The sequence below is a fragment of the Rahnella sp. AA genome, assembly GCF_002834385.1.
Classification (GTDB): Bacteria; Pseudomonadota; Gammaproteobacteria; order Enterobacterales; family Enterobacteriaceae; genus Rahnella.
This window is the reverse complement of sequence record NZ_PITQ01000014.1, coordinates 1-25835: the sequence shown is the minus strand read 5'-3', so window position 1 is coordinate 25835 and position 25835 is coordinate 1. Positions and strand designations below refer to the sequence as shown.

At 55.1% G+C, this 25835-nt stretch carries 22 protein-coding genes; 6 read left to right on the top strand and 16 right to left on the bottom strand.

Annotation, left to right across the window (positions count from 1 at the left end):
• Positions 1–133: 133 nt before the first annotated feature.
• A complete protein-coding gene (dauA, locus tag CWS43_RS23935) occupies positions 134–1801 on the top strand; it encodes a C4-dicarboxylic acid transporter DauA (protein WP_101079660.1) in 1668 nt (555 codons plus the stop codon).
• A 74-nt stretch (positions 1802–1875) separates the two neighbouring features.
• Here the strand turns inward: dauA and kdsA are convergent, their stop codons facing one another.
• The 6 genes from kdsA to hemA all read right to left on the bottom strand — a co-directional run bounded on the left by kdsA (position 1876) and on the right by hemA (position 7302).
• The gene (gene kdsA / locus CWS43_RS23930; RefSeq protein WP_101079659.1) at positions 1876–2730 is read right to left on the bottom strand and encodes a 3-deoxy-8-phosphooctulonate synthase; all 855 of its coding nucleotides are present in this window, start codon (positions 2728–2730) and stop codon (positions 1876–1878) included.
• A 95-nt stretch (positions 2731–2825) separates the two neighbouring features.
• Positions 2826–3635 (bottom strand): invasion regulator SirB1, encoded by an 810-nt coding sequence (sirB1, locus tag CWS43_RS23925; protein ID WP_101079658.1) that lies wholly within the window; start codon positions 3633–3635, stop codon positions 2826–2828.
• Positions 3636–3637: 2 nt separating this feature from the next.
• Positions 3638–4027: a SirB2 family protein gene (locus tag CWS43_RS23920; protein WP_101079657.1), complete on the bottom strand. Its 390-nt coding sequence runs from the start codon at positions 4025–4027 to the stop codon at positions 3638–3640.
• Between the two features lie 61 nt (positions 4028–4088).
• The gene (prmC, locus tag CWS43_RS23915; protein ID WP_101079656.1) at positions 4089–4925 is read right to left on the bottom strand and encodes a peptide chain release factor N(5)-glutamine methyltransferase; all 837 of its coding nucleotides are present in this window, start codon (positions 4923–4925) and stop codon (positions 4089–4091) included.
• Positions 4925–6007 carry a peptide chain release factor 1 gene (gene prfA, locus CWS43_RS23910; RefSeq protein ID WP_101079655.1) on the bottom strand — a complete coding sequence of 361 codons (1083 nt, stop codon included), beginning with the start codon at positions 6005–6007 and terminating at the stop codon, positions 4925–4927. The genes prmC and prfA overlap by 1 nt, the downstream gene beginning before the upstream one ends.
• Before the next feature lie 32 nt (positions 6008–6039).
• Positions 6040–7302 (bottom strand): glutamyl-tRNA reductase, encoded by a 1263-nt coding sequence (gene hemA, locus CWS43_RS23905; RefSeq protein WP_101079654.1) that lies wholly within the window; start codon positions 7300–7302, stop codon positions 6040–6042.
• A gap of 262 nt (positions 7303–7564) precedes the next feature.
• Here hemA and lolB point away from each other — a divergent pair, with 262 nt between their 5' ends.
• From lolB to prs, 3 genes are all read left to right on the top strand, one after another.
• Positions 7565–8188 (top strand): lipoprotein insertase outer membrane protein LolB, encoded by a 624-nt coding sequence (gene lolB / locus CWS43_RS23900; RefSeq protein WP_101079653.1) that lies wholly within the window; start codon positions 7565–7567, stop codon positions 8186–8188.
• Between the two features lies 1 nt (position 8189).
• Positions 8190–9053 (top strand): 4-(cytidine 5'-diphospho)-2-C-methyl-D-erythritol kinase, encoded by an 864-nt coding sequence (ispE, locus tag CWS43_RS23895; protein WP_101079652.1) that lies wholly within the window; start codon positions 8190–8192, stop codon positions 9051–9053.
• Positions 9054–9214: 161 nt separating this feature from the next.
• Positions 9215–10162, top strand: coding sequence for a ribose-phosphate diphosphokinase (gene prs, locus CWS43_RS23890; protein WP_013575591.1), 948 nt, complete (start codon positions 9215–9217; stop codon positions 10160–10162).
• Positions 10163–10280: 118 nt separating this feature from the next.
• Here the strand turns inward: prs and ychH are convergent, their stop codons facing one another.
• Complete coding sequence (gene ychH / locus CWS43_RS23885; protein WP_101079651.1) at positions 10281–10559, bottom strand: stress-induced protein YchH; 279 nt, start codon at positions 10557–10559, stop codon at positions 10281–10283.
• Positions 10560–10850: 291 nt separating this feature from the next.
• Between ychH and pth the strand changes: the two genes are divergently transcribed.
• Complete coding sequence (gene pth / locus CWS43_RS23880; protein WP_198555920.1) at positions 10851–11441, top strand: aminoacyl-tRNA hydrolase; 591 nt, start codon at positions 10851–10853, stop codon at positions 11439–11441.
• A 72-nt stretch (positions 11442–11513) separates the two neighbouring features.
• Here pth and CWS43_RS23875 read toward each other — a convergent pair whose 3' ends face one another.
• From CWS43_RS23875 to CWS43_RS23835, 9 genes are all read right to left on the bottom strand, one after another.
• On the bottom strand, positions 11514–13436 hold the full coding sequence (locus CWS43_RS23875) for a cation-translocating P-type ATPase (protein ID WP_101079650.1): 1923 nt from the start codon (positions 13434–13436) through the stop codon (positions 11514–11516).
• Positions 13437–13448: 12 nt separating this feature from the next.
• A complete protein-coding gene (hflK, locus tag CWS43_RS23870; protein ID WP_101079649.1) occupies positions 13449–14492 on the bottom strand; it encodes a protease modulator HflK in 1044 nt (347 codons plus the stop codon).
• Positions 14489–15532 (bottom strand): protease modulator HflC, encoded by a 1044-nt coding sequence (gene hflC / locus CWS43_RS23865; RefSeq protein ID WP_101079648.1) that lies wholly within the window; start codon positions 15530–15532, stop codon positions 14489–14491. The genes hflK and hflC overlap by 4 nt, the downstream gene beginning before the upstream one ends.
• On the bottom strand, positions 15529–17487 hold the full coding sequence (locus tag CWS43_RS23860) for an SPFH domain-containing protein (RefSeq protein ID WP_101079748.1): 1959 nt from the start codon (positions 17485–17487) through the stop codon (positions 15529–15531). Before CWS43_RS23860 ends, hflC begins: the two co-directional genes overlap by 4 nt.
• 206 nt (positions 17488–17693) lie before the next feature.
• The gene (locus CWS43_RS23855) at positions 17694–18830 is read right to left on the bottom strand and encodes an ROK family protein (protein ID WP_101079647.1); all 1137 of its coding nucleotides are present in this window, start codon (positions 18828–18830) and stop codon (positions 17694–17696) included.
• A gap of 68 nt (positions 18831–18898) precedes the next feature.
• Positions 18899–20056: an N-acetylglucosamine-6-phosphate deacetylase gene (locus CWS43_RS23850; protein ID WP_101079646.1), complete on the bottom strand. Its 1158-nt coding sequence runs from the start codon at positions 20054–20056 to the stop codon at positions 18899–18901.
• Complete coding sequence (locus CWS43_RS23845) at positions 20049–20825, bottom strand: glucosamine-6-phosphate deaminase (protein WP_198555919.1); 777 nt, start codon at positions 20823–20825, stop codon at positions 20049–20051. Before CWS43_RS23845 ends, CWS43_RS23850 begins: the two co-directional genes overlap by 8 nt.
• 39 nt (positions 20826–20864) lie before the next feature.
• A complete protein-coding gene (locus CWS43_RS23840; protein WP_101079645.1) occupies positions 20865–22388 on the bottom strand; it encodes a sodium:solute symporter family protein in 1524 nt (507 codons plus the stop codon).
• A 267-nt stretch (positions 22389–22655) separates the two neighbouring features.
• On the bottom strand, positions 22656–24137 hold the full coding sequence (locus tag CWS43_RS23835; RefSeq protein ID WP_101079644.1) for a SulP family inorganic anion transporter: 1482 nt from the start codon (positions 24135–24137) through the stop codon (positions 22656–22658).
• A 230-nt stretch (positions 24138–24367) separates the two neighbouring features.
• Here CWS43_RS23835 and ychF point away from each other — a divergent pair, with 230 nt between their 5' ends.
• Positions 24368–25459, top strand: a complete 1092-nt coding sequence (ychF, locus tag CWS43_RS23830; protein ID WP_101079643.1) for a redox-regulated ATPase YchF — start codon at positions 24368–24370, stop codon at positions 25457–25459.
• Positions 25460–25835: the final 376 nt, after the last annotated feature.

Below are 25835 nucleotides of genomic sequence, written 5' to 3'. Positions count from 1 at the left end.
ACCTGCACACGGCTGCATTAATTTGCTTTGATTTATGTCTAGGCAAGTTCAGCGCAACCGGCGTAGGCTACATTTTTCCGGTGATGGAAGACCGGGTTCTTATTCAATATTTTCTCCAGGTGGTTTACGCCCTATGAATACCTCAGGAAGACGCCATGTCAGGCTATTCAGCGCCCTGACAGACGCCTGTTTTCGTGAAAAGTATACCCTTCAGCTCTTACTTAAAGATGCCATTGCCGGCGTCACCGTGGGGATTATTGCCATTCCGCTGGCGATGGCACTGGCGATCGGCAGCGGCGTTCCACCCCAGTACGGGCTGTATACCTCAGCAATTGCCGGTATTGTGATTGCCATTTTCGGGGGTTCGCGTTTCAGCGTTTCCGGCCCTACCGCTGCGTTTGTCGTCATTCTTTACCCGGTTTCGCAGCAGTTCGGCTTGTCGGGCTTATTGCTGGCGACGCTGATGTCCGGCTTTATTCTGCTGCTGATGGGGCTGGCACGCTTTGGCCGGTTAATCGAATATATTCCGCTGCCGGTAACGCTTGGCTTTACGTCGGGCATTGCGATTACCATCGGAACGATGCAGTTCAAGGACTTCTTTGGCCTGACGATGGCGTCAGTTCCGGAACATTATCTGAGTAAAGTCGCCGCGCTGGTGATGGCACTGCCGACGCTGGATATTGGCGATGCCGCGATTGGTATTGTCACGCTGGGCATGCTGATTTTGTGGCCGAAATTCGGGCTGCGCGTGCCCGGCCATCTGCCTGCATTACTGGCCGGTTGCGCCGTGATGGCGATTTTTATGCAGGCCGGGCATCCGGTTGCTACCATCGGTTCACGTTTTCACTTCCTGTTGCCGGACGGCACACAGGGCAACGGCATTCCGCCCATTCTGCCGCAATTTGCGCTGCCGTGGGCACAGCATGACGGCAGCGGCCTGAGCTGGTCGCGGGTTCAGGCTTTGCTGCCTGCCGCATTTTCCATGGCGATGCTGGGTGCGATTGAATCCCTTCTCTGCGCGGTGGTGCTCGATGGCATGACCGGTAAAAAACACCACTCGGACAATGAGCTGATCGGTCAGGGTATTGGCAATATGGTCAGCCCGTTCTTTGGAGGGATTACCGCCACAGCGGCCATTGCACGATCGGCGGCGAACGTACGTGCCGGTGCGACATCGCCGGTTTCCGCTATTATTCACTCGCTTCTGGTGATCCTCGCCCTGCTCATTCTGGCCCCGCTGCTTTCATGGCTTCCTCTGGCGGCCATGGCGGCGTTGCTGCTGATGGTGGCGTGGAATATGAGCGAAGCGCATAAAGTCGTGGATTTACTGCGCCGCGCACCGAAAGACGACATTCTGGTGATGCTGAACTGCATGAGCCTGACGGTATTGTTCGATATGGTGATTGCGATTACCGCCGGGATTGTGATGGCTTCGCTACTGTTTATGCGCCGTATCGCGCGGCTGACGCGGCTGACCGAAGTGGCCGCCGACGTGCCGGAAAATACGCTGATCCTGCGCGTCAACGGGCCGTTATTCTTTGCCGCCGCAGAACGCATCTTCAGCGAGCTTCAGGCGCGTGCCGGGGGCAAAAAAGTGATTATCCTGCTTTGGGATAGGGTTGCTGTTCTTGATGCCGGCGGCGTTAACGCCTTGCGCAATTTCATTGACGCTCTGCCGGAAAATACGGAACTGCGCATTGCAGAAATCCCCTTCCAGCCGCTGAAAACGCTGGCGCGCGCCAGAATGCAGCCGGTCGAAGGCCGCCTGAGCTTCCACGGGAGTCTGGCGGAGGCGCTGTAAGTCTTCAAAACATCTGTTTCAGAAACAACAAAGGCGACCCGAGGGTCGCCTTTTTACTGGCAGTCAGACAGCCATTATTTACTGGTATCAAGCGCCGGGAAGCTTTTCACCAGATCGTCGATGGCTTTCATCTGAACCAGGAATGGCTCAAGTTTATCCAGTGGCAACGCTGACGGGCCGTCGCATTTCGCGTGAGCCGGGTCTTCGTGTGCTTCGATGAACAGGCCAGCGATACCCACCGCCATACCTGCACGCGCCAGTTCAGCAACCTGTGCACGACGGCCACCGGATGCTGCGCCGAACGGGTCGCGGGTTTGCAGTGCATGAGTCACGTCGAAGATGACCGGGTGTCCGCCGGTTGCGTTAATCATCACGTTCATGCCCAGCATGTCGACAACCAGATTGTCATAGCCGAAGTTGCTGCCGCGGTCACACAGAATAACCTGATCGTTGCCGCCTTCTTTGAATTTGTCCACGATGTTACCCATCTGGCCCGGGCTCACAAACTGAGGCTTTTTCACGTTGATCACGGCACCGGTTTTCGCCATAGCTTCAACCAGATCGGTCTGACGTGCCAGGAACGCAGGCAACTGAATGACATCGACCACTTCCGCAACCGGCTGTGCCTGCCAGGATTCGTGAACGTCGGTGATGATTTTCACACCGAAGGTTTTCTTCAGTTCCTGGAAGATTTTCATGCCTTCATCCAGACCCGGACCCCGGTAGGAATGAATTGATGAGCGGTTGGCTTTATCAAAAGACGCTTTGAACACGTAAGGAATACCGAGTTTCTGAGTCACGGTGACGTAATGTTCACATACACGCATCGCCATATCACGCGATTCGAGTACGTTCATCCCACCGAACAACACAAACGGCAGATCGTTGGCGACTTTGATGTCCTGAATGCTAACCATTTTATGTTTCATGCTTTGGCCTTTTTAGTGATAAATCTTTCATCTGATAACGCGCTGACAGACAGTTTCATTCACACGATTCAGATGCAATGTAAGGTAGATATCAATTAATGCAATGTGACTTGTTTGTGCTCAATCGCGTGGATCTGCACCTTAATCACTTCTGAAATCGGATCTTCCGGGCACTGTTCAACAAAATAGTTGAGGTCAGAGATCGCCACATGATCGCATTCCAGCTGAGCATAAATCAGCCCGCGGTCACGGATTTCATACGGATCTTCCGGATCAAATTGTAAAACCGTTTCACTGGCACGCAGCGCCAGCTCAAATTGTTTTTCTTCCATCAGAGCGGCTTTCAGGGTATCGAGCATTTTGCGAACGATCAGCGTGTTTTCCGCTTCGTCCAGGTCGTCATCTTCAATTTCGGCTGAGACACCCAGGTTACCTTTAAGCCAGACGTTGAGCATGTGCTCATTCAGCGTATCGCCGTTGATAGGATTAAGCAGCCACATTTCTTCGTCGAGCCAGTCAGCACGAAGGATAAGTTGCGTAGGGAAGATAACCGGCATCAACGGTAAATCGAGCTCATGCGCAATATGCAGGAAAATAACGCCCAACGAAACCGGCGTGCCCTGACGTGATGAGAGGACTTTGTCTATCCAGATAGCATCAGACAGGCGGTATACACCGCCTGCGCCGCCAAAACCCCAGGTGCGATAAAACAGTTCAATCAACACTTCGAGCTGCTGATCCTGATCAAGATCCTCAGGAACGACACGGCGCGCTTCATCGACCAGCGATTGCAACTGATGGCGAACCTCATCCGCATTGAAATCAAAACGCACGGACTCCGTTACTTTGATCACCCCGGTACTGAGCCGGGCGGTGTTAAATTCAAAATCAGCAAGGGTACTCATAGTTATCCCATTAGCAGCGGTATTTTCGTCATCGCCAGTTTAAGAACCAGATACAGGCAAGCGATGGCCAGGATAAAGGCCAGCCAGCGGGTATTCTGGCTGATTGGTCGCTTGCTCAGGGCTACAAAACCCAGCGCGATATAGATAATAACGCCAAAAATCTTTTCGGTCAGCCAGGTTCCCTGTGGGCTGAACGGATAAAAGTGTGTGATGAAGATAAGCGAAATACCGCTTAATAACAGCAAGGTATCCACGATATGTGGAACTATCTTCACCCAGCGTTTCTGCATCATAGCAGAACCCGCCCATTTCCAAAAAAATCGTAAAACAAACAGTACAATACTCAGGGTGATAGTGACCACATGCAGATGCTTAATCCAGACATATGCCATTGCCCGTTTCCTTTATAATTTATGCACTCAGAAATTAATTATCTTCGACAGAGGCTTATTTTTATTCAGATTTCCATTGCCCGAGGCTGACGCGATCGTTATTCCCATAATCTTTAACGGTCGCAACCTGCTGATAACCGGCATCGCGCAATAATGTTTGCACCTCTGCGGCCTGCTGCCAGCCATGTTCGAGCAAAAGCCAGCCGCTTTCCTGAAGATACGCGGGTGCTGTCGCAATAATATGAGCCAGATCAGCCAGACCGGCATTTTGTGCAACCAGTGCACTGGCAGGCTCAAAACGCACATCGCCCTGTGCAAGGTGCGGATCGGCGGCATCAATATAGGGTGGATTACTGACAATCAGCGCGAAAGTTTCACCGGTGACCGGCGAAAACCAGCTGCCCTGTAAAAAACGCACATTACCGATGTTCAGTTTTTGCGCGTTGTGTTTTGCCAGCGTGACGGCGTCGGGTTGCAAATCTATTCCGGTCAGTTGACAGTCAGGCCGCTCACTCGCCAGCGCTAAAGCAATCGCGCCCGTTCCGGTGCCCAAATCGAGCACACTCACCGGCTCTGAAGGCAAACGGGCAAGCGCCTGTTCAACCAGGCATTCGGTATCAGGCCGGGGAATTAGTGTGGCGGGAGAAACAGATAACGGTAACGACCAGAATTCGCGTTCACCGGTCAGATAAGCAACGGGTTCACCCTGCTCTCGTCGCGCCAGCAGGGTTTCCAGTTGTTGAAGCTGAGTGGCCGTCAGCGGTGTTTCGCCAAAAGCCATAATGTAGGTTCTTGCCCGGCCAGTCACAAAGCCGAGCAGTATTTCAGCGTCACGCTTCGGGCTTTCACCCGCAGCCAGACGGCGGGTGGCATCACGCAGCCAATGCTGAAAATCCATTAGTCCTGCTCAGAAAGTGCTGCGAGCTGATCGGCCTGATATTCCTGCACAATCGGCTGGATCAGCGAGTCGAGTTTGCCTTCCATCACTTCATCCAGACGGTAAATTGTCAGGTTGATGCGGTGATCGGTTACGCGGCCCTGCGGGAAGTTATAGGTACGGTTACGGTCCGAACGGTCGCCGCTGCCCAGCAGGTTACGGCGCGTAGACGCTTCTTCCGCCTGACGTTTCGCCACTTCTGCCGCCCGGATACGCGCGCCGAGCACGGACATCGCCTTGGCTTTGTTTTTGTGCTGAGAACGTTCGTCCTGGCACTCCACCACGATACCGGTCGGAATATGGGTAATACGGATGGCGGAATCGGTGGTGTTAACGTGCTGACCGCCCGCGCCGGAAGAGCGGAACGTATCAATGCGCAGGTCACCGGCGTTGATTTCCGGCAATTCAGCTTCCGGAATTTCCGGCATTACGGCAACGGTACAGGCTGACGTATGAATACGCCCCTGAGATTCGGTTTCCGGTACACGCTGGACGCGGTGACCGCCCGATTCAAATTTGAACTGGCCATATGCGCCCTCACCGATGACTTTCGCAATGACTTCTTTATAGCCGCCGTGCTCACCCTCGTTGGCGCTGATGATTTCCACACGCCAGCGACGCGATTCTGCGTAGCGGCTGTACATACGGAATAAATCACCGGCAAAAATCGCTGCTTCATCACCGCCGGTTCCTGCACGAATTTCAAGGAAACAACCGCGCTCATCGTCAGGGTCTTTCGGCAGTAACAGAAGCTGTAATTTTTGTTCGAGATCTTCGATGGTGGCTTTGCAGTCTTTGATTTCGTCCTGCGCCATTTCGCGCATCTCAGGGTCATCAAGCATCATCTCAGCAGTTTCTAAATCTTCCTGCGCCTGACGCCAGGCCAGAAAACATTCGGAAACGGAAGTCAGCTGAGAATATTCGCGGGAAAGACTGCGGAATTTATCCTGATCGGCAATGACGCTGGCATCGCCGAGCATCGCCTGCACTTCTTCGTGGCGCTCTTGTAACGCTTCCAGTTTGGCAACAATAGAAGGCTTCATGCGTGGTGTTTAACCCTGTGAGAAAAGGAGAACTATTGCTGATCCAGCCCGAGGCTGTCGCGTAAAATTTGCAAACGCTCCACATCACCGTCGCTGGCTGCCTGTTGCAGGGAACGGGTTGGCGCGTGAATAAGGCGGTTGGTCAATTTGTGGGCTAATTCCTGGATCACCGCTTCGACGTCAGCGCCCTGCGCAATGGCGGCTAAGGCTTTTGCTTGTGCGTCGGCGCGAATAATATCAGCACGCGAGCGATAATCACGAATAATTTCAACGGCTCCCTGCGAACGCAGCCAGGCCATAAAGTTTGAGCTCTCCTGCTCAACGATCGTTTCAGCCTGGACGGCAGCCGCTTTGCGTTGTGCAAGGTTATTTTGAATAATGCTGTGCAGGTCATCAACGCTGTATAAGTACGCGTTAGCAAGCTTACCAACTTCCGGTTCGATATCCCGCGGAACGGCGATATCCACCATCAGCATCGGTTGGTTGCGGCGGGCTTTTAACGCACGCTCAACCATCCCTTTACCAATAATTGGCAGCGGGCTGGCGGTAGAACTGATAATAATGTCGGCTTCTGCCAGGCGGGAATCGATATCCTGCAAGCTGATCACTTCCGCATTCACTTCCGTCGCCAGCACCTGCGCACGTTCACGGGTGCGGTTAGCAATCATCATATGACGGACATTGTGCTGATGCAGATGACGCGCCACCAGTTCGATGGTTTCACCCGCACCGACCAGCAACACATTCACATCAGAAAGGGATTCGAAAATCTGGCGCGCCAGAGTACAGGCAGCGAAAGCCACAGAAACGGCACTTGCGCCGATATCGGTTTCCGTGCGGACACGCTTGGCAACAGAGAAAGATTTTTGGAACAGACGCTCCAGCTCACCGGAAACCGCCTGACCATTTTGCGATTCCGCAAAGGCTTTTTTTACCTGCCCCAGGATCTGCGGTTCGCCCAGCACCAGCGAATCCAGCCCGCTCGCCACGCGCATCAGATGGCTGACGGCGTCATTATCGTGGTGCCAGTACAAGCTTTTACGGACTTCATCTTCACTGAGATGATGATAATCGCATAACCACTTAACCAGCTGTTCTTGCAGGTTTTCCTGTTGTTCGACGCTCAGGTAGAGCTCCGTCCGGTTACAGGTGGACAACACGACACCGCCCTGCACCAGCGGTTGCTGGAGCAGACTGGAGAGCGCCTGATTAAGAGTCTCGGGTGAAAAAGTTACCCGTTCACGCAGAGACACCGGGGCAGTTTTGTGGTTGATACCTAATGCAAGCAGGGTCATATGGGAAGCGATTATCGACTTATACTTTATAATAGTATGGGTTTACGTCTGCTGCGCATTCTACAAGATGCGCGAGATCAATAAAAGGCATACAGCATCTAACGTTAAATCCATTTACAAATCAGCATTGTCTCAAAACACTTTCATAGCCGATCATCTGTATCGGGTGACGATCACCCGATGCTCCGGCTGTGCTAGACTGATGCACGCCATATTTGCCCTGGCACCTCATTTCGCCAAAGCACAAAGGATTTACTCTGTTATGCCAATGCGTAAAACACATTTTGTTCGCCTTCTTCCTCTTGCGAGCTTAGTCCTTGCCGCATGTTCTGTTAATGCACCGAAAGGCCCGGCGACCAGCCCGACATCTCCGCAATGGCGTGAACACGAAGCGCAGGTCAAACAACTCGAGCATTATCAGACCCGTGGCTCATTTGCCTATCTGTCAGATAAACAGAAAGTCTACGCCCGCTTCTTCTGGCAGCAATATTCCCCCGACAGCTACCGTTTATTGCTGACCAATCCGTTGGGCAGCACCGAAATGGAGCTGAAAGTACAAAGCGGTATTGCGCAGCTCACGAATAATGAAGGTAAGCATTACACCAGTAATAATCCGGATGACATGATTCAGAAACTGACCGGGATGTCCATTCCGCTGGCGAATCTGCGCCTGTGGATGCTTGGCCTGCCGGGAGATGGCACTGATTTCACCCTCGACAGCCAGTATCGCCTGTCGCAGGTTAACTTTACGCAAAATGGCAAGCCCGGCACCGTGGTCTACCAGAGCTATGACGCTGATGCTAAACCTTCCCTGCCGCAACGTCTGGAAATGACGCAAGGCGAGCAGCGTATCAAACTGAAAATGGATAACTGGACGTTAAACTGAGATGACACAGCAATTGTGGCCTTCTCCGGCTAAACTCAATTTGTTCCTTTATATCACCGGGCAGCGGCCCAACGGCTACCATGATTTACAGACGCTGTTTCAGTTTGTTGATTACGGTGACAGCCTGGGTTTTAACATACGTGATGATGGCGCTATCGTTCTGACCACGCCGGTTGAGGGCGTGGCGGATGAAGATAATCTGGTGGTGCGAGCAGCACGGCTTTTGCAACAGCATGCGAAAAGCACATCAGGCGCGGATATTTCTTTGCAAAAACAGATCCCGATGGGCGGCGGCCTCGGCGGCGGTTCATCTAATGCGGCGACAACGCTGGTCGCCCTGAACACGCTGTGGAACTGCGGGCTGGCGGACACGGAACTGGCCGCGCTGGGGATCACGCTGGGTGCAGATGTGCCCGTCTTTGTGATGGGGCATGCGGCTTTTGCCGAAGGCATCGGTGAGATCCTGCAACCGGTTGAGCCGCAGGAAAAATGGTTTCTGATCGCACATCCCGGTGTCAGCATTCCGACGCCGGCAATTTTTGGCGATCCGGATCTGACCAGAAATACACCAAAACGCCCTGTTAATGTGCTTTTGAACACGCCTTACGCAAATGATTGCGAACCGATTGCGAGAAAACGTTTTTACGAGGTTGAACAGCTACTTTCTTGGCTGTTAGAATACGCGCCGTCGCGACTGACCGGGACAGGTGCTTGTGTGTTTGCAGAATTCGACACGCAATCTGCCGCCCGCCAGGTTTTAGACAAAGCGCCATCGTGGATCCGGGGCTTTGTTGCGCGAGGTGTAAACGTTTCTCCGTTGCATCGTTTTCGTGAAGCCTGGTTGAGAACTGCGGGCAAAGCGTAGAGAGTCACAGCCGTTTTGTGTCTGTTCTTTGCCAGCGAATTATTCAACCAGTTTATGAGTAAGTTTTAGAAGTATCGTGAGCATAATGCTTTGGTACCGCTCACCGCCCGGTGGTGCCAAATGCCAATGTCTTCCCTGGACGCAAGCCTGAGGTTCTTCTCGTGCCTGATATGAAGCTTTTTGCTGGTAACGCCACCCCGGAACTAGCACAACGTATTGCCAACCGTTTATACACCAGCCTTGGTGACGCCGCCGTCAGTCGTTTCAGCGACGGTGAAGTAAGCGTGCAAATTAACGAAAATGTACGTGGCGGAGATATTTTCATTATCCAGTCCACCTGCGCGCCTACTAACGATAACCTGATGGAACTGGTCGTCATGGTTGATGCCTTACGCCGCGCCTCCGCTGGTCGTATCACAGCCGTTATTCCTTACTTCGGCTATGCACGTCAGGATCGCCGGGTGCGTTCTGCCCGTGTGCCAATCACCGCTAAAGTGGTTGCTGACTTCCTGTCAAGCGTTGGCGTTGACCGCGTTCTGACCGTAGACCTGCACGCAGAGCAGATTCAGGGCTTCTTCGATGTACCCGTAGACAACGTTTTCGGCAGCCCTATCCTGCTCGAAGACATGCTGCAACAAAATCTGGAAAACCCAATCGTTGTTTCTCCGGATATCGGCGGCGTTGTCCGTGCCCGTGCTGTGGCGAAACTGCTGAACGATACCGATATGGCTATCATTGATAAACGTCGTCCACGCGCAAACGTTTCTCAGGTAATGCATATCATCGGTGACGTTGCAGGTCGCGACTGTGTTCTGGTTGATGACATGATCGACACCGGTGGCACACTGTGTAAAGCAGCCGAAGCACTGAAAGAACGCGGTGCTAAACGCGTATTCGCTTATGCAACACACCCGATTTTCTCCGGCAATGCGGTAGAAAACATCAAAAACTCCGTTATCGACGAAGTGATTGTTTGTGACACTATCCCGCTGTCCGCAGAAATCCGCGCACTGAAAAAAGTACGCACTTTGACCCTGTCAGGCATGCTGGCTGAGGCGATTCGCCGCATCAGTAATGAAGAATCCATTTCTGCAATGTTCGAACATTAATCATTACGCCCCTGCTTTTCAGGGGCGTTTTGCTTTGTAAGCAGCAGAAATGCAAAAACCGTTGTCGTGTGAGCGACAACGGTTTTTTTATGGAACCTGTTAAGGGGAAATATCAGGTTCAGGAATGGCGGTGTGATTTCCCGTTAGCACAACGGGAGTCAAAGTGGCGTACCCACCAGTAGCGGTCTGCAACACGTTCGCGACCACCGACTCTCGCCCCGGCCAGCCATAAAATAGCACCAATAAAAATGCTACCGACGGCTCCGTGCGCCAGGAACTGCGGAAGACCAAGCTCAGGCAACTGATTTAAAATGGAATAACCAACGCCACCCACCATTGTGAGCAAACCGAGTCCCATGAGGGCATTGCCCATTACTACTGCGGTTTTACGTTTCATATGTCACCTCCTGATAGCGTTCATTTAGCATCATTGCTGTCTTGTCTTTTCCTGCTTTTACTATAGACGTCCCATCCGGTTCACTTTGCGGTCACGATCACAGACAGAGAACATTGAATGACAAATCTTTACGTTTTTCCGTCATATACATTCGAATAGTTAATAGTCAGCCATATAAACTATTCAAAATTTAATCCATTTGCAGTGAATAACACGGTCTGGTGTTTGGCACAGTCAGCAGTGACAGGTAAACTAGCCTGCTAAACCTCACCAGATAAAGAAGCGAAAATCGTGAGCAGCATTAAATTGATCGTTGGACTGGCCAATCCCGGCGCAGAGTACGCCCAAACCCGTCACAACGCGGGTGCCTGGTATGTTGATCTTCTCGCCCGCCAGCACAACCAGCAGTTGAAAGAAGAAAGTAAGTTTTTTGGCTATACCGCCCGCCTTTCGCTGGCAGGCCAGGACGTCCGCCTGCTGGTGCCGACCACCTTTATGAACCTCAGCGGTAAGGCCGTTCTGGCAATGGCGCAGTTCTACCGCATTGAACCAGACGAAATTCTGGTCGCGCACGATGAACTGGATATCCCGCCGGGCATGGCAAAAATTAAGCTGGGCGGCGGCAACGGCGGCCACAATGGCCTGAAAGATATCCAAAGCAAATTCGGTGGTAATCCGAATTTCTACCGCTTGCGTATCGGCATCGGCCATCCGGGCGATAAAAGCAAAGTCGTGGGATTTGTGCTGGGCAAGCCGCCAGCCAGTGAACAGAAGCTGATTGATGATGCGATTGACGAGTCACTGCGTTGCACAGAATTGCTGATGAAAGAAGGCCTGGAAAAAACCATGCGCCGTTTGCATACCTTTAAAGCCGAGCTTTAAACCGCTTTGGTTGAATGCACTTTCTCTGACGGGCACAACTTTTTGCGCCCGTTTTGATTTTCACTGACGGGCTTAAAGCGGCTCGTCAAAACGCAATAGCCGTCCGGCATTGCCCAGCACCAGCAAGGTACTCAGGTTATGCAACAAAGCGGCAATCAGTACACCGCCCACGCCGAGTAATCCCATCGCGGCAGCCGCCATCACCACCAGCGTCCATCCCAGCCCGATGAAAACATTGATTTTCAGCGTTTTCCGGCAGGCGCGGCTCAGGCGAACACAGGTCCCGAGACGCCGTAAATCGCTGCCGATCAGCACCACGTCGGCAGAAGCCAGCGCAATATCGCTCCCGCCTGCCCCCATCGCAATGCCCACCACGCCAGCTTTCAATGCCAGAGAATCATTAATGCCATCGCCGACCACCATTGGCCGGAACCCTTGTGCAATTTCGGCTGAAACCTGATGCAGTTTATCCTCAGGTAATGCCTGTGCAACGACATCACTGATGCCCAGTTCTCCGGCGATACGGTTTGCCACGCTGGCGCGGTCGCCGGTCAGCAGAAGTTGCCGTTGCAACCCAAGCTGGCGCAGTTCGGCCAGCGCTGTTTGCGCCTCCGGCCTGAGCGAATCGGCCAGCAGTAACCAGCCGAGAAAACGCCCGTTAAGCGCCAGTCCGACCAGCGGCCCGTCGTGTTCAGGTTCGTCACTGACCGGGATATTGTTCTGGCTGAAAAATGCCGGACGCCCTAACAGCGCATCGCCCTGTGCGGTACGCGCACGTACGCCCATGCCCTGTTGTTCTGACACGTCGTCCAGCGGTAAATATTGTTCACGCGGCAGTAATTTTGCCAGCGCACGGCTGACCGGATGGCTGCTCGCCGCGCCCAGGCTGGCCGCCAGACGAAGCACCGCGTCAGAAGGCGCATCTGCGGCCAGCACCGTGCGCTGCAAATGCAATTCACCGTGCGTCAGCGTGCCGGTTTTATCGACCACAATAGCGTTCAGGTCCGCCAGTTCTTCCAGAAATGCGGAGCTACGGATCAGGATCCCGTGACGCGCCGCCACCGCGATCCCGGCAATCGCCGTGGCAGGCGCGGAAAGCACCAGCGCACACGGACAGGCCGCCACCAGCACTGCCAGCATGGCATGGGCATCACGCGTGATGAACCAGGTCGCGGCGGCAATCAGCAAAATAAGCACCAGATATTGCCCGGCATAGCGTTCGAGCAAACGGGTGATCGGTGGTTTGGCATGTTCGGCTTTTTGCATCAGCGCAATCACTTTACCCAGCGTGGCGTCCGCACCGGTGCGCGTGACTTCAACGCAGAGCAATCCGTCGAGATTAATGGCACCACCGAAAACGTCATCGCCCGCGCGGGCTTCCTGTGGCACGGATTCGCCGGTGATCGGTGCAGTATCAAGGCTGGCGCTGCCGGATAACACATAGCCATCGGCGGGTAACCGGTCACCGGCGCGCACCTCCACCCGGTCGCCGGTTAGCAACTGGTGGTTATCGATTTCTTCAATCTCACCGTCAGGCAAAATTCGCCGGGCGCGGCTGCGCGTCAGATGGCTCAGCGCGTCGATAGCTTCCTGCGAACCGATCACGCTGCGCTCTTCAAGAATATGACCAAAAATCATAATACCCGGCAGCAATGCGGCGGTCATCAGGTCACCGGTCGCCCACGCGCCCAGCATCGCGATGGCAATCAGCTGATCGGTCACGCCGTGCAGGCTGGGGCTGCGTAAGCTGTAAACCGCCGAACGCAGCACCGGCACCGCGACCAGCAGTGATGCCACGCCAAACAAAATTTGCCCGACGTCACTTTGCTGCGGAAACACCCACTGCCAGACCCAGCCGCACAGCAACAAACCAAATGCAGCCATCGCCAGAAGCAGCTGCACCGCCATATTTCGCTGTTCATGGCGCGTTAACAGCACGTTTTTTGCGGGCGACGCAGATGAAGTGTGCGGTTCTTCAGATGAAAAAGAAGTCAAAGGAGCAATACCTCAGGGTTGAGATGCCGTACGGTCTGGTCCCGACAGGATCAGATGCGCATCGTCATGGGGATCAACAGCAGTGACACTGCCGGCATGGGCAAGGATCGCCGGCATCCGTTCACGCCACAAACGCCACAGCAGTTCGGGCGAGTGATCGTCCGCCAGCTGAATAATGGTCGCGGTATCGGTGGACGCACGGGCAATCTGCTCGCTGGCTTTGGCATGCGAAACCTGTAAAGCGCGGTCTGCCGACTGAACGGCGTCCTGATGAACGCGAGCCGCCTCATTGCTGGCGCTGGCGATGTTTTGTTCCGCCTGCTGGCTGGCCGTCAGCACCGCATTGAACGCATCCACCGCCGACGGTGGCAGAGACGACTGCACGTCAACGCGGCGGACTTCAATACCCGTGCTGCTCCCAGCCGCACTCAGCGCCGCAAGCTGCTGATTAATGCCCTGACGCAAATCGCCGCGCAGCCTTTCACGACGTTCGGCGATATTGCTGCCGTTGCCTGCTATTTCTGGCCGGGCGACCAGAATAGTGTCCAAATCCCGTGAGGCGCAAATCGCCACCGCAGCATGCTCGGTTAAACGGTCGATCGCCGGTAACACGTGCTCCCCTTGCACAACAAACGCCACCGGATCAGTTATCACGTAGTACACCTGCACATCCAGCTGAACCACGCCGGAATCCCCGGTCAGCAAATACCCTGCACCGGCGGCGGCATCACCTTTCCCGCCACCGGTATTGTTCCACGCGGGCACAATGTTGGTTCTCAGCAAGGCGGTCACATGATGTTCGATCACCCGATCGGCGGCGGGCAAGATTTCAACCTGCTCCAGCGGTTCCGGCCATGCCAGCAGCAGCCCGGCACCTGACGTGCGAGAAACCGCACCAAACCGCATCACCACCGCGCGCTTATCCGGTTCTATCTGCCGGACGTTAGAAAACAGCCAGCTCGCAGCGGCAATCAGCGTCATGGCGAACAGCGCCAGATACGCCATGCGCCCGGCCTGAAACCACGCATTTCCCTGGAAACGGGATAACGGATTCATGGGCGCGTTCCGTTAGCCGGGGCAGCGGGTAATGCAGGCGGGCCTTCGACCAGTTGCCGGAACGGTGCCGCATCCGTGCCCAGCACCAGCTGCGTACCCGGCGTGATGACGCTGCTGAGCGTATCGAGCGAGCGCAGCAGATCGTAGAGTTCAGGATTACCGGCGCGGGCTTTGGCGTAGATTGCTGCACTTTGCACCTGCGCCTGCGCTTCGATATTGGCCGCGTTGACTGACGCGTCTGCCTTAATAACGCGGGCATCACGTTCAGCAGAAGACCGGATTTCAGCGGCCTGACGCTTACCTTCGGCAGAGCGTTCGGTGGCGATGGTTTCCCGCTCGGCACGCATGCGGTCAACGGTGGCATCCAACGTCACCGACGGCAGCGTCAGGCGTTCAACGCCGACCTGCACCAGCTCAATTCCGTAGCTGTCGAGCAACTGGCGGGCGATCTGGTCATGCAGATGCTGTTCAAAACCGGAAAGCCGGATTTTGCTGGCATCGGTATTCACCAGGTCAGCCAGTGCAAAACCGCTGGTGGTAGTTTCCAGCGCCGAGCCGATAAATGTACGTATCTGCGCAGCTGCCATATCCGGCTGGTTTTGTACCGCACGGATAAAACGCTGTACGTGCCGGGGATCGTTTTTCACCTGCCAGACAGTATAAGCCTGAACGATGATCCGCAGACCATCGCGCGTGCCGACATCCTGCAAACCGCTGGAAGTCGTACGGATACGCAAATCTACCGGGATGGCGGTTTCCAGCGGAACCGGCAGATGCCACGCCAGCCCCGGTTGCAACAGCACGCGCACCGGATCGCCAAAGCGCGTGATCACCATTGCTTCGCCGGAACGTACCTGCACCAGACAGGCGGTAGCGACAATCAGTGCCACCAGTACGGTGGCTATCGTGACCCGTCGCCAGAGCTTGGGCGCCGCCGGGCCGGAATGATGATGATGGTGATGATGTCCGGCGCCATGATGATGCCCGCCGTGCGCGTCGTGATCGTGTCCGTGGCCTTCAGATTGTTGGGAATCACTCACCGGGTACTCTCCGCTTTGACAGAATGCGCCGCTTTATCCGCTCCGGGCGTAAATGGCAGGGTAAAATTTCTCAGATCCAGCACCGGCGGCGTCCCGCCCCCCATGCGATGATCGACAATCAACACCTTCGGATGTTGCTGCATCGCCAGCGTCAGACGGCTGAAATAGCGTTCGGTCAGGAACGACTGTCCTCCGGTCTGATACGCCTGATTTTCGGCGTTAAAGGACAACGCCATGACCTGCGCCTGATCCAGATTTTCATGACTTTGTGCGGTGGCCGCATCCCGCGCCAGCCCGGCAAATTGCTGCGCGGCATTCAGTTGCTGTGCGGCCTGACCTTTCTCACCGGCAATCGCACTTTGCGCCAGAATTTGTGCCGCCTGCACGCCGTGATAAGCATCCGCCGCCCCCGCAGGCGGATGGATCGATTCAATCACCGTCGCCAGCAGTTCCACACCGCTGTTGAGATGATCAAGCTGCGCCTGCACTTTTTGCCCGATATCGCCGGCCAGGCGGGTCTGATCGCTGCCCAGCAGGCTGTCGAGCGTGCGCGAGGAGAAATCATGCACCAGCACCTGATTGGCAATACTGCGGATCAGCACCGGCATATTTTCGGTGTGATACAGGCTCGCCATCGCCGCGTCATCATTCATAGCGATGCGGTACACGAAGCGGACGTCCATATTCATGATTTGAAAACTTTGCCGGTCGTTCGCCGCACTGGCGATGATTTGTGATTTATCGCTGCTGTGGCTGGCGTCCCATAACCGGTTCGCGCTCTCCGGTGCGGGGCCTTCGGCGGTATCAGCCACCGCGACGGGCGTGGCGGTCACCGGTTCTTCGGATCCCGTGGTGAGTTCATGCACTTCTCCGTTATCAACCATCAGCGTGCGGCCAAAAGGCCACGGCAGCCCCGCGTGCAAACCGGGCTGTCTGACTGCCACCGGCTTGCCAAAGGATTCATAGATCCCGCGCTGCGTCAGCGGCACCTCGCTGATGCCCGTCAGCAACCAGCCAGTCAGCAGCAAAAATGCGCCCAGCGGCAACAGCGCGCGACGCATAAATTGAAATGCCCAAATCTGGCGGAGATCGATACCAAAATGCTGATGCAGTTCGTTTTGCACGAACTGTAGCGGGCGCGGCGGCCAGCAGAGTTGCGCCGCCAGCAGGCTGCCCGCAATAAACTCCGGCTCTTTGTCCTCGCGCGGCGGTGAAAATACCGCGATCAGCGCCCGCAGGAAAAGCTCCAGCGCCACCAGCGCCGGTAACAATCCGCTGAGCACCAGCAGGTGTGCGGGCCAGACCGCAGTTCCTCGCGCAAACATCAGGGCCAGCGCCGTCAGCAGAAAGACGCCAATCATCATGCGCATCAGCGGTGCCAGTTTTGCTGCTTCCGGCCATTCCAGCGGATCTTTTAACGTCCAGTGACGCTCAAGCACCAGCACGGCGAAAGCGCAAAGAATAAAGACAGAACCGGCGAAATAGCCTGCATCACCGGCTTCATTGACCGGTAACGGCAATTGCCACAGCAGAGCGATGAGCAGCAAAGAGGCTAATGCAGGAAGTGCCTGGAAGAATACGTGCGCATCGACATAACGTAATAGCGGCCGCATCCACGCGCGGGAGGCCAGACGCTGAGAAAATCCGGGGGGAATTTGCGGCCCGACCAGGCCGTTACGGGAGGCAAACTGTTGCTCGCGCCAGCGGGTAATGCGCCGGGCGCATTGCAGCGAGGCAGCGCAAACCCACATCGCCGCCATGATATTCCCGACCACCCACGGCCATACTGACTCCGGCGTGACCAGATACAACATCAGCAATATCAGATACAACACGCTGCTGATCACCATCACGGCGTGGATCAGCCCGCTCAGCCAGCGCGTGTGGGATGCGGCGGATTGAAAGCGCAGCTGCTTGCTGGCATCGTCCGTTCCGGATGCTTTGTTTATGCTCATGTCCGCTCCGGCAGAGGAGAAAAAATAATCCATCACGCTGGCCGTGCGCCAGTTCATGTCGGATTAACCGAGCGTAACCGTATAACATTACAGAATTTTCGGCGATATGAATTTAGCCGCTTTTTTGCCACCAAATGTAAGCGATTATCTTACGGCGCGCCGGCAGCCAGGCGCAGTTGCTGTCGGCGGTTTGGTGACTGAAGGGATTACGTGAGGGAAACGGATTCGAAACGCCGGAACATCGCCAGCGCCAGGCCACGTGCGGGATTGAACCGTTCGGTAACAAAGGTGATTTGCGTGCGACTGAACGGAAACGTCAGCGTAAATTGCTGCGCTGCGGCCAGTGTATTTTCAACAAATAAAGGATGAGCGTTATAGGGGCAATCAATCAGCAACGTTTTCGGATTCATTAAATGAATAATCTGGCTCAGCGCTTTACCCAGAAGTTGCCCGGCCTGCGCCATCACCTCATTCACAATTTCAGCCGACTGCTGGCGGTTATCCCAGCTCAGCCCCGGCTGGCGCTGTTCCAGTTGCCGGTTAATGGCCGAAAGGCCGATCAGGGATTCCAGACAGCCCCGCTGACCGCATGAACATAACGGCCCGTCAGGCAGTACCGCTAAATGGCCGACCTCGCCCGCCGTCCAGCTTCCGCCGGAATACACGCCATGTTCGGTTAAGAGCGCACCGCCAATCCCTTCGCCAATTCGCAGATAAAAACGGGCGTCATTGTCATTGGCGCTTTCGCCTTCGCGGGCAATCAGCGCCGCCGCTTTGACGTTATTCCAGACGCTGACCGGCACGTTATCCGCACAGGTCAGTAAAGGTTGCAGGTTGACTTCTCCCCAGCCCAGATGCGAGGACACATGCAAAATGCCCTGCTGATGGTCGATGATGCCGGGAAAACCGACGCCAATGCCGACCAGACCGGGCCACGCCTGCTGTAACTGCTGGCACTGGCGCATGATTTCCGCCAAAACGGACTGCGGCTGGGAGGTATCGAGGGAAAAGGTTTTTTCATCAATGATCTGCGAGAAATAATCACAGACCATCCAGTGCAGACGCTGGCGCTCAATCATGATGCCTGCGGCTTTAATTGACGACGGATTCAGCGCAACGTGAATTTTCGGACGTCCGATGCTGCTTGTCTGCGCCACGCCCTGTTCTTCCACGTAGCCCAGCGCCAGCAGGTCATCAACAATCAGGGAAATGGTGTTTTTGCTTAACGCCAGCGCCCGGGAAATATCCAGACGGGAGCTGATTTTCTGCTGGCGGAGATAAGCCAGTACACGCTTTTCATTGTACTGGCGCAGCAGCGCGGGTCCTTTGCCTGAGTCTTTCATGTCATGACTTTCCATCGCGTTACACCGTAGCGTCGCATTATTACATGACTGAGGATCCGCCCGTCAACCTATTCACCCCGCCAGACTTCCGCCCCGTTTTTATACGTCGCCAGCAGCCGGAGTGCGTGGTTTTCATCCTCGCGCAGAAGAATGGCATCCAGCGGCGCACCGGGAATAAGCCCCTGAGCGACCGGAAGATTCAGCCGGGAAGCTGGCCGGACTGACGCCATCTGAACCGCCTCCGGCAGCTTAACGATGCCATTTTTTAGCAGCGTGTTGACGCCGTATAACAGACCCTGAACCGAACCGGCCAGCAGCGCCGGATTGTTCGCCATCGACAGCCGCCCTTCGGGGCTCAGCACCACATCCCCGCCGATATGCGAATGATAATGACCCGGCGGCATTCCGGCATGGCTGGTGACATCACTGACCAGCAGCGCCCTGCCGTTTTTAGCCCGTATAAAGGTTTTCAGCACGGAGAGCGGCAGGTGTTCGCCGTCGGCAATCATCGCGCACCACAGATCATCCTGCGCCAGCTGCTCCCAGATGTAGTTCGGATGCCGCGGTAACGTCAGATGCGCGCCGTTCCCCAGATGCGTCGACATCTGCGCGCCCGCTTTCACCGCCGAGGCAATTTGTTCTGCGCTGGCGGCGGTATGGCCGATCGAAACCACCACATTATCCGCGACACACTGGCGGATAAAATCGTCCGCATTTGGCCATTCCGGCGACAGAGTGATCAGGCGGATCCGTCCTTCTGCCGCCGTCTGCCAGCGCTGAAACAACGCATAATCAGGAGCCTGAATATGCGTCCGGTTATGTGCGCCGCGCGGGCCGTCCTGCGCGGATAAAAAAGGCCCTTCCAGATGAATACCGGCAACCGATGCCCCGACGGACGGAAACTCGCGGCAAGCCGCCGCCAGCGTACTGACCATTTCCGTGATTTCATCCGCGCCGTTGGTGATCACCGTCGGCATAAATGTCGTCACGCCCTGCTGCCACAGCGCCTGCGTCACCTGCTTAACGGAACCGACGCTGAAAGGAAAACTGTTAAAATCAGCGCCGCCGTAGCCATTGACCTGTAAATCCACCAGGCCCGGTGCGATCAGTGGCAGATTTTCTCCCCCTGCTACCGGGCGAATCTGGCTGATATTGCCGTCGTGCGCCACAATCTCAACCGGCTGTTGTGTACGATAATCCCTGCCGCGTAACGTCATTTCACTCATCCGCCAGCTCCCCGAAACCCGCGATATCGGTATACAGCGTGCAGGCCGGATGCGTGCGAAGCACCGTCGCCGGACAGGCCGCCGACTGCGGCGCGGTCAGCGTCTGCTTAATGGCCTGATGCTTATTCTTGCCGGGCACCATACAAAATAATCGTGCAGCCGCCATCAGCGTCGGGATTGTCAGCGTCAGCGCATGCGTCGGCACATCGTTCAGCGACGGAAAGCAGCCATCGTTCACCTGTTGCTGACGGCATACGGCGTCCAGTTCAACGATTTTCATCGGCAGCGGATCTTCAAAATCCGCCACCGGCGGATCGTTAAAGGCTAAATGCCCGTTCTCACCGATTCCCAGACAAACCATATCCACCGGAGCCTGTTGCAACAGGCGGGCATATTCGGCGCAGTTTTGCACCGGTTCGCCCGCCGCCGGAATTTTGTAAACCGCGCCCGGCCTGACGATATCGAACAAATGCTCCGTCAGATAATGGCTGAACAGCGCCGGAGAATTTTCCGGCAACCCGACATATTCGTCCATGTGAAACGCGTCCACCCGCGCCCAGTCAATATCTGCGGCCTGTGCCAGATGCGCCAGAAATTCATTCTGTGACGGCGCGGCGGCAAAAATAATCCGCACCCGCGCCTGCTGCTGGAGACGCTGCCGCAAATGCTCTGCAGCATCGCGGGCAGCGGCTTGCCCCATGTCTTCGCGACGGGTGAAAACTTCAACATTCAGGCGTCCCGCCTGCGTAACGTACAGTGGTGATGTCATAGTAAAACCTGCTTTGTTATTTATTTAACGTGATTCTGGTTACCGGGATTCGGTCTGATAAGCGGAAGCGGCTTCCGGCGCAGGCAACTCCTCTGCCTGATCCTGATTAAGCGCATTCAGTAACACGTCAACCTCCGCGCTGACCGGGCGACGGCGAAGTAAACCACCAAGGATAAAGACCGCCAGTGATAACAGCACCGGAATGGCGACGATCTGAGCCGTACTCATGTCCGGAACGACGAATTTCACCAGGAAGAAGGCCGAAACGCCGGCTGCCCATGACGTAATCGCCGCCGCCGATCCGCATTTACGGAACCACGGCAACAGCCCCAGCAGCATCGGGATAGAAATCGGCCCGACCAGCCCGCCGAACCAGACAATCAGCAGCGATAACACACCGCCAAAACGGCTGGCATTGACGGCAATCAGCAACGTGGTGAGGATAAACAACACCACCGTGACGCGCGCCACCAGCAGGGAAGATTGCCCCTGACCAAAGCGTTTCGGCAGCAATACCGGCAAAATATCGCGGGTAACGACGGCGGTGATCGCGTTGGAATCCGAAGACGTCATCGACAACGTGTGCGTAAACATCGCCACCAGCACCAGTCCGATCAGGCCGTTGGGCAGCAACTGCATCGCCATAATGGAATAAGACTGGGAAGGATCGGCGATATCAGGGAATAACAACGGCGCGGCCCACATCGGATAGAACAAAATCAGCGGCCAGACCAGATACAGCGCGGAAGACAGCAAAGCCGCTTTGCGGGCGTCCTTTCCGCGCGGTGAGGCGATAAAACGCTGCGCTAAATTCCAGGTGCCGCCGTTGTAGCTCAGGGTATAAATAACGAAATACGCCAGAATAAAGCCCATCGAATACGGCCCGGCGACAATGTCCGTATGCCCTGCAGGCAGCCGGTCCCAGATGGTCAGCAGGTTGCTGAATCCGCCCAGATGAAAGGCCACGGCGACCACCATCACAATGGCGGCAATAAACTGGACGATAAACTGCCCGAAGTCGTTACAAGCGTCGGCCCACAAGCCGCCCAGAACGGTATAAAACAGGCACAACACCCCGGAAATCGCGATCCCAACCAGCGGATCCAGCCCGGTAAACACATTGATGATAATGGCGATCGCCGCCCATTTAGCGCCCACGTCGAAGGTTTTCAGAAACACCCCGCTCCACGCCAGAATCTGCTGCGTCGGCACGTTATATCGCGTGGCGAGATATTCCATCGGCGATTCGATATTCATATGAATGCGCAGTCGCGCCCAGCGAGGCGCAAAAATGACTGACCCGATGAAAACCGCAATTGAAATCGGGAACGCCCACCAGAAATAGATGGTCAGCCCGTATTTATAGGCCACGGCGGCGTAGGCGACAAAAACCGCCGCGCTGTACCCTGACATATGGTGTGAAATCCCCGAAAGCCACCAGGGCATTTTGCCCCCGGCCGCAAAAAAATCCCTGGTGTTACCCACGCGCCGCATGGCCCACAGCGTGGTCATCACAATCATGAGCGCGTACAGCGCCATGACAAAATAGTCTATCCCGTTCATCGTTAACTCCGGTGGCAATCTTGCGTTGTCGAAGTCCGGCGGGAAAAGTTGCCGGTTTTTTAATTAATCCTAATTAAGGACTAATTAAACCCTAGCATGATGAAATGCGAACAAAACGTGAACAAGATCACGGTTCTTTTCGATATTTATGAGTGAGTTATAGGACTTTCTTATGGATGAGACGGAGATCGGTAAAACGCGGTGAGCCGGACGACGTGCCGGAGCCAAAATAAAAAAGGTGCCGTTTTGAGCGGCACCTGTTGAATGTCAGAGATTATCTTCCGCGACATAATACTGCGGGTCATCCAGTTCGTGGCTGCAAAACGGCCCCGCTTTTTTCAGCAGGCTTACGCAGTCGTTGCTCAGATGGCGCAGGCGTATTGTCTTTCCGGCCTCCAGATACCGCGTGGTCAGCTTATCAATTGCCTCGACGCCGCTTGAATCCATCACCCGCGTACCGGCGAAATCCAGCACCACGTTTTGCGTATCATTCTGCAGTTCAAACAGTTCTGAAAACGACGCCGCCGAGCCAAAGAACAGCGGCCCTTCCAGCTTATATACCGTCAGCGCGCCCTTGGTTTTCTTCTCACGGATACGGATCCGCGCCTGTTGCCAGGCAAAAACCAGCGCCGAGATAATCACCCCGCTGATCACCGCAACCGCCAGATCGGTGAAAATCGTAATGACGGTGACAATCAGCATCACCAGCGCATCAGCTTTCGGCATGCGCCGCAGACGGCGCAAAGAACTCCATTCGAACGTGTTGTAGCAAACCACCAGCATAATCCCGGCCAGCGCCGCGACCGGCAACAGCCCGATATAACCGGACAAACTCACCACGAACAGAATCAGCAAAATCGCGCCGACCGTGCCGGAAATCCGCCCGCGCCCGCCCGATGTGAAGTTAATGATTGATTGCCCGATCATCGCACAACCGGCGAAGCAGCCGAACAGACCGCAAATCGTATTGCCTGCACCCTGCGCGATACTTTCGCGATTACCGTTACCTTTCTGGCTGCCCATTTCATCGAGCACCGTCATGGTCAGCAGCGATTCAATCAGCCCGACCAGCGCAATCACCACCGCATAAGGCAGCACCACTTTCAGCATTTCCAGGCTGAACGGCACGACCGGCAGGCTGAAGTGCGGCAATGCGCCGGAGATATCCGCCAGATCCCCGACCCGCAGCGTGTGCAGGTTAAACCCGATCGCCACGGCGGAAACCACAATCAGCGCCGCCAGCGAAGACGGAATGATTTTGGTCAGTTTTGGGAACAGCACGACGACCAGGATCGCCAGCAGCACCAGCCCGTACATCAGCAGCCCCTGCCCGGCAATCATGTGGAGTTGCGCCAGCATAATGACAATCGCCAGCCCGTTCACAAAACCGTGAACCGCTGGCAGCGGCACCAGCCGGATAAACTTACCGAGCCGGAACACGCCAATCAGAATCTGAATCACACCGGCAAAAATCGTCGCCCACAGCACATATCCCATGCCGTGCTGCGCCGCCAGGCTCATCAGGACCACCACGATGGAGCCCGCCGCGCCCGACACCATGCCCGGTTTGCCGCCAAACAGCGCGGTCACCAGCCCGATGATAAAAGCAGTGTGCAAACCGACAATCGGCGAAAGCCCCGCCACCAGCGAAAACCCGACGGCCTCCGGGATCATCGACACCGCCACAACAAATCCTGCCAGCGTTTCGTTCTTCACTTCCGACAACTTCAGACCACGCGGGCTAAACATAAGACATCCGGTTTACTTCCTGTCAGTTAAAAAATTGTGACAAGTATCTAAAAATGGCCGGAACGAGGCAAGGTTTAATCAATCCGGTCAATGATGTAGCGGCTGTTCATCGCGATCACAACCGGATCGAGAAAAATGTCGTTCTCGTGTATAATGCGGGGAATTATGGTCATTACATCGCGCAATTACATTTAATTGCTTGATAATTAAGATATTAAGGTGAGAAAAACATGGGATTCAAATGCGGTATCGTCGGCCTGCCGAACGTCGGTAAATCCACTCTGTTCAATGCGCTGACCAAAGCGGGTATCGAAGCAGCAAACTTCCCGTTCTGCACCATCGAACCTAACACCGGCGTAGTGCCAATGCCCGATCCGCGTCTTGACCAGTTGGCCGAGATCGTAAAACCACAGCGTATCCTGCCGACCACCATGGAATTCGTGGACATCGCCGGTCTGGTAAAAGGCGCGTCCAAAGGTGAAGGCCTGGGCAACCAGTTCCTGACCAACATCCGTGAAACCGAAGCGATCGGGCACGTTGTCCGTTGTTTCGAAAACGACAACATCATCCACGTTAACAATAAAGTGGATCCGGCTGACGACATCGACGTCATCAACACCGAACTGGCGTTGTCTGACCTGGATACCTGCGAACGCGCTATTCACCGCGTGCAGAAACGTGCTAAAGGCGGCGACAAAGATGCCAAAGCTGAACTGGCTGCGCTGGAAAAATGTCTGCCACAGCTGGAAAACGCAGGCATGCTGCGTGCGCTGGATCTGACCGAAGAAGACAAAGCGGCCATCCGCTACCTGAGCTTCCTGACGCTGAAACCGACCATGTACATCGCCAACGTTAACGAAGACGGTTTTGAAAATAACCCGTACCTCGACGTTGTGCGCAAAATCGCTGACGCCGAAGGTTCAGTTGTGGTTGCCGTTTGCGCCGCGGTTGAATCTGACATTGCTGAGCTGGACGACGCCGACCGTGAAGAATTCATGGCTGAGTTAGGTATCGAAGAACCGGGCCTGAACCGCGTGATCCGCGCCGGTTACGAGCTGCTGAACCTGCAAACGTACTTCACCGCTGGCGTGAAAGAAGTCCGCGCATGGACTATCCCTGTCGGTGCTACCGCACCACAAGCTGCAGGTAAAATTCACACCGACTTCGAGAAAGGCTTCATCCGCGCACAAACCATCGCGTTCGAAGACTTCATCACCTACAAAGGTGAGCAAGGCGCGAAAGAAGCCGGCAAAATGCGTTCTGAAGGCAAAGAGTACATCGTCAAAGACGGCGACGTGATGAACTTCCTGTTCAACGTCTGATTCGTTTTTGATATCTCGGGGCATCTCCCTGAGAAGGATGAAATACCTGAAACCCATGCGAAAGCGTGGGTTTTTCTTTTCACAGGAAGATAAAAACCGGTTATTGCTGCGACTTATCTTCTTCATTTACAAGAAAATTCCTAACAGTCTGTAAAAGGCTCCTGATTTACATTCAGAAATACTTAATTTCTGCAAAAATGCTTAACACCATTCATTACCCCTTCTGTTAGTCCGGTTTCTGAGTAGAATCACACCACCACAATTTGACTTAAGTAAAAACCATCTCAGGTAACCTCACCGCGGACGGTGGCGGGATAACGGAATAATTCACAGGGAGTCACCGGTTTACGGCCTGTGTAAAAGGGACTTAAACGAT